Origin of the sequence: Mesorhizobium sp. M6A.T.Ce.TU.016.01.1.1, from assembly GCF_003997065.1 — a bacterium.
Classification (GTDB): Bacteria; Pseudomonadota; Alphaproteobacteria; order Rhizobiales; family Rhizobiaceae; genus Mesorhizobium; species Mesorhizobium mediterraneum.
Map to the genome: position 1 here is coordinate 1 of NZ_RZTJ01000034.1, position 4223 is coordinate 4223.

The 4223-nt window shown below is 55.6% G+C and carries 2 protein-coding genes and 1 pseudogene; 2 read left to right on the plus strand and 1 reads right to left on the minus strand.

The features are described 5' to 3' along the window. The first annotated feature begins 730 nt into the window (after window positions 1-730). Both EOC94_RS31200 and EOC94_RS31205 read left to right on the plus strand, forming a co-directional pair. Window positions 731-1834, plus strand: coding sequence for an enolase C-terminal domain-like protein (locus tag EOC94_RS31200; protein ID WP_127295381.1), 1104 nt, complete (start codon window positions 731-733; stop codon window positions 1832-1834). Window positions 1835-2550: 716 nt separating this feature from the next. Next, window positions 2551-3747, plus strand: coding sequence for a hypothetical protein (locus EOC94_RS31205; protein WP_024505891.1), 1197 nt, complete (start codon window positions 2551-2553; stop codon window positions 3745-3747). 105 nt (window positions 3748-3852) lie between these two features. Here the strand turns inward: EOC94_RS31205 and EOC94_RS34410 are convergent. Further along, window positions 3853-4223, minus strand: a pseudogene (locus EOC94_RS34410) (DDE-type integrase/transposase/recombinase); the annotation flags it as partial.

The following is a 4223-nucleotide window of genomic DNA, read 5'->3' on the forward strand; positions in this document are numbered from 1 at the left end:
TTCCCGGCAAGGAAAGCACACCTTCAGCGTCGCGGAAGTGATGCTACGCAACTTCGAGTCAATCTGGGAAACCAGGAATGGCGCCGGACGCGCGCGAGAGTTGCAGTAAGCCGTTCGGTTTTCTCGATGACGCATATCAGGAGATCCTAGGGCGAGCGATTTCCGCAACGAGGCGGGAACGCGGATTAGGACGGTTTCAATAACAATCGCCGGAGGCAGCACTCTGGATCGGCAAAATGGATTCTGACGCAATTAGGTTCATGCTGAATTGTACCGCCTCGACAACACCGACCGGGTTGGCCATGCGAAACGTCACAAAAGAAGTGGCCCTGCAGCTAGCATGATTGGACCGAATCTGGCGAAAGAATTTGTCCGTCGCGAGGGGCCGACGCTGTCGGCGCGGTTGTTTTCCGTCCCCAACTGCGGGCGACCGGCGTTCTTAACGAACCAGTCGAACTAGTCATCGCTAGGGTAACCTGCACCCGCGGCCACTATTGGGGCGCGACACCGGCAAGTTCGCCCACTCGGCCCGCCTGAATCCAGCGCCTTATGGACCGCCAAAGGGAGGATTCTTCGAAAGAAATCACCGTCACGCAAAACGGTAAGCATCACTACGAACTTTAACATGAGGCCGACCATTGCGCGCCAGCCAGCGGTGCGATCCGGATCCGGTTAGCAGACACATATGCAATTATTCCAGAGCATCGCAAACGAAGGAGCGGCGACAGCAATGAGAATTACACGACTAGTAGTTTGGCAAGTGCCATTGACCAGCTATGTTCCTTATCACATGGCAGATAGAAAAACCTGCGATACTGTCACCTCAATATTGCTCCGCGTAGATACGTCGGAAGGTATCTCTGGCTGGGGTGAGGTTTGTCCGATTCCCCACTATCTACCTGCCTATGCTGAAGGCGTGCGCCCCGCGCTGGAATATCTTGCGCCTGTCATCATCGGAGCTGATCCGATCGGCCCGGAAGCGTTAATGAGCCGGGTTGACAGTTGGCTACAGGGGCATGCCTACGCAAAATCCGCCCTTGACCTGGCTCTTTGGGACATCACAGGCAAAGTCGCGAAGCTACCTCTTTATGCGCTTCTCGGTGGACGCCAGATGGCTCGCATACCGCTCTACCACTCGATCACCTGTATCGCGCCCGATGAAATGGCCGTCATCGCTAGAGAGGCACAGGCAGACGGTATGACGCAGTTTCAGGTCAAGTTAGGTGCCGATATCAACTGGGAAGCCGACGTCGCTCGGCTACGTCTTGTACGAGAGGCTGTTGGCATGGGTCCCCTCGTCTATGGCGACTGGAACTGCGCGGCTTCTCGCTTGGATGCGACACGCGTTGGCAAGGCTGTCGCAGCATACGACATCATGCTGGAGCAACCCTGTGCAACTCTTGAGGAGTGTGCCGCTGTTCGCGCGGCAACCGGGCTGCCGATGAAGATCGATGAAAACGCGCACGATACGGCTTCGCTGCTTCGGGCTTATGATCTTGGCTGTATGGATGCCGTAGCCCTAAAGCTCTCCAAATCGGGAGGGCTTAGTGCCGTTCGGCGACTTCGCGATCTGTGTCTGCACCTCGGCCCCCAGATGTGCATCGAGGACACTTGGGGATCGGATGTTACCACGGGCGCAATCCTCCACTTGGCGGCGTCGACCCCGTCAAGCCGGATCATGAATACGTGCGATCTATCGGGCTACGTTACTCCGCGGCTCGATACACACGCCCCAAATCGCAACAGTGGCCATATCGCGCCGCCGGAAGCCCCAGGCATCGGCGTAAATCCAGATGCTGAAAGGCTTGGCCAGCCGGCTGCCATTATAAGTTAGAGCAGCTTTAAAGTTAGAGTAGCGTTTGAAGCGACATGAGGTTGCAGCCGTGCTCGACAAGCTGGAGGACAGGCTCGGTCGCAGGACGCCTTTACCATCTGACGGCAGACCGTTTTCCTGACCCGGGCTCTTGATACCGAGATGAGATTGCAGGCGCTCACCTACGACTGAAGCAAGGACGGCATGATTATAGCCGTGCCGTCCTTTCCGCGTCGAGATGGTTCACATGATGCGCAAACGGCAGGCGAGGTTCGCCTACAATCCACTCGTTGCATTCCAGCTTTTTGTAACAAAAAAGCAAATCGAGTTAACAGAAAATTCGCAGCCGCCAATCCGAACACGAGGTATGTTCCGCCTGGGATCTGATAAGGCATGTTTGAAAAAATTGATGCCAATGCTTGGAGCCCCGCCGGAGCACAGAACGCAGCAGAAATCTTTTCTATAGCGCCTGCCTCAACCGGATTGGAATTGGAAGGAGACTGACCTCTCTAGCTGCAGCCCCACGGCTCCAGCGACAACTCACGGACCGGGGCTATTTCGCATCAGTGACCTCGTGTTCTCCTCCCTGCTCAGCGGCGGCTCGGCGTATTGTCTGACACTGGAACCGACACCCCCGAGCCAGACCGCTACACAAAGTGCCACACTAAAACGGTGCGTACGGAATGACAGCGGATTGGATAGCAGCGTGGCCGAAGACTGCAAAGGTAGTTTCAACGATGAACATCGGTGTTTTGAAGGAAATCAAAGAAGACGAGCGACGTGTCGCACTCCAGCCGATCCAGGCGCAAGCTCTTTCGCGCCTCGGTCACCACATTTATGTTGAAATCGGTGCCGGGGAAGGGGCCGGATTCTCGGACGCGGATTATCAGGTCTGCGGAGGGAAGCTTGCGATGAAAGATGAGGTCCTCGCCCGGGCGCGGCTCCTCCTCAAGGTTAAGGAACCGCTGCGCTCAGAATATTCTGACTATGCTCCGCATCACATCTTATTCACGTATCTGCATTTTGATGAGAACAACGTTGATCCTCGGGACGTCTCTGAACTCATCAGTAGAGGCTTTCTGGGAATCGCTTACGAGTGGGTGGGAAAAGCTAGCCGGTATCCATTGCTTGAGCCGATGAGCCAACTGACTGGCTATCTCTTCGCTCAGCGGGCGTTGGAGTTGTGCTCCAAGGAAAAAGGAGTGTTCTGCCCGCGAAATGAGAGCGGTCTTCCCGGAGGGCGGGCTCTGATCATCGGATGCGGCAATATCGGTCTGTCCGCATTCAAATACTTGTCGGACCTAGGGATTGCCTTGACCGTAGTTGTCACTCGAGGGCGTGAGGATTTCAATTGCAAAGCCAACGCGCGCTTCGAAACCGAAGGCGTCGACTACATCGGCGCAACCGACACCAACCTGATCGTCATGAATAACAAAGATCCTTCACGCACTCAGGACACGATTGCGGCGGCACTGTCGGAGATGGACATCGTCCTCAACTGTGCGGTGCGTCGCTCCGATCTTCCGAAGCGAAAAATGGAGTACCTGATCGACCGCAGCATGGTTGGAGCCATGCAGAGAGGCAGCATACTGTGCGACTGTACAGCCTGTGATCGCGAATTGATCGAAACCTGTACTTCTTCTGCATCGCTCTACCACTCGTATCGCGAAGAAAATGTCGTGCATTACAACTGCGATCACATTCCATCAATGGTGGCCAACACCGCTACGCGGCTGCTCACAGCGCGAACTTTCCCTTACATCCGTTACATCGCCAGTCTCAAATCCGTGCAGACCATTACTGACGATGAAAGCCTGTGTGACGGAGTCTGTTGCTATGGTGGCCACCTGACCCATGCTCTGTCGGCAGAAAAAAAAGGCTTGCCATATCGGCCGCTGAGCGACGTTATTAAAACGATTTCACTTCCCATGTAGGCGCTGAGAATAGTCCAAATTGACGGGGGTAAAGTGCGCAACAGTTTACATGGTTCTGTCGCAAATCGTGCTTTTGGTCACAAGGGGACGCTTTCGCGCCGATGATCATGCTGCAAGGATTTCGAACTGCTCGGCGATCGAGGGGCGTGAATAGGCGAACCGCGCCTGCCGTTTGCGCATCATGTGAACTATCTCGACGCGGAAAGGACGGCATCGGCACCGGCCATCGACTTGAAGCCGAGCATTGACACAGCGCGGCGCTGATGTGCCGATGGTCTGCTCGGTCTCGATTGTTGAGGTACTTGCTGTTGCGGAGCGGATCGGCTTCAGCGCTCGTCGCGATGGATTTCGCAGACGGTAGTTCGGCGTCGCAGGAAATGATCGCCTCATGATTGGTCGGGCTACCGTCGATGAAGATGCGATCCGGTCTGCCGTGGCGCTCCAGGGCTTTCTGGAAGAAGCGGCACGATAGAGAT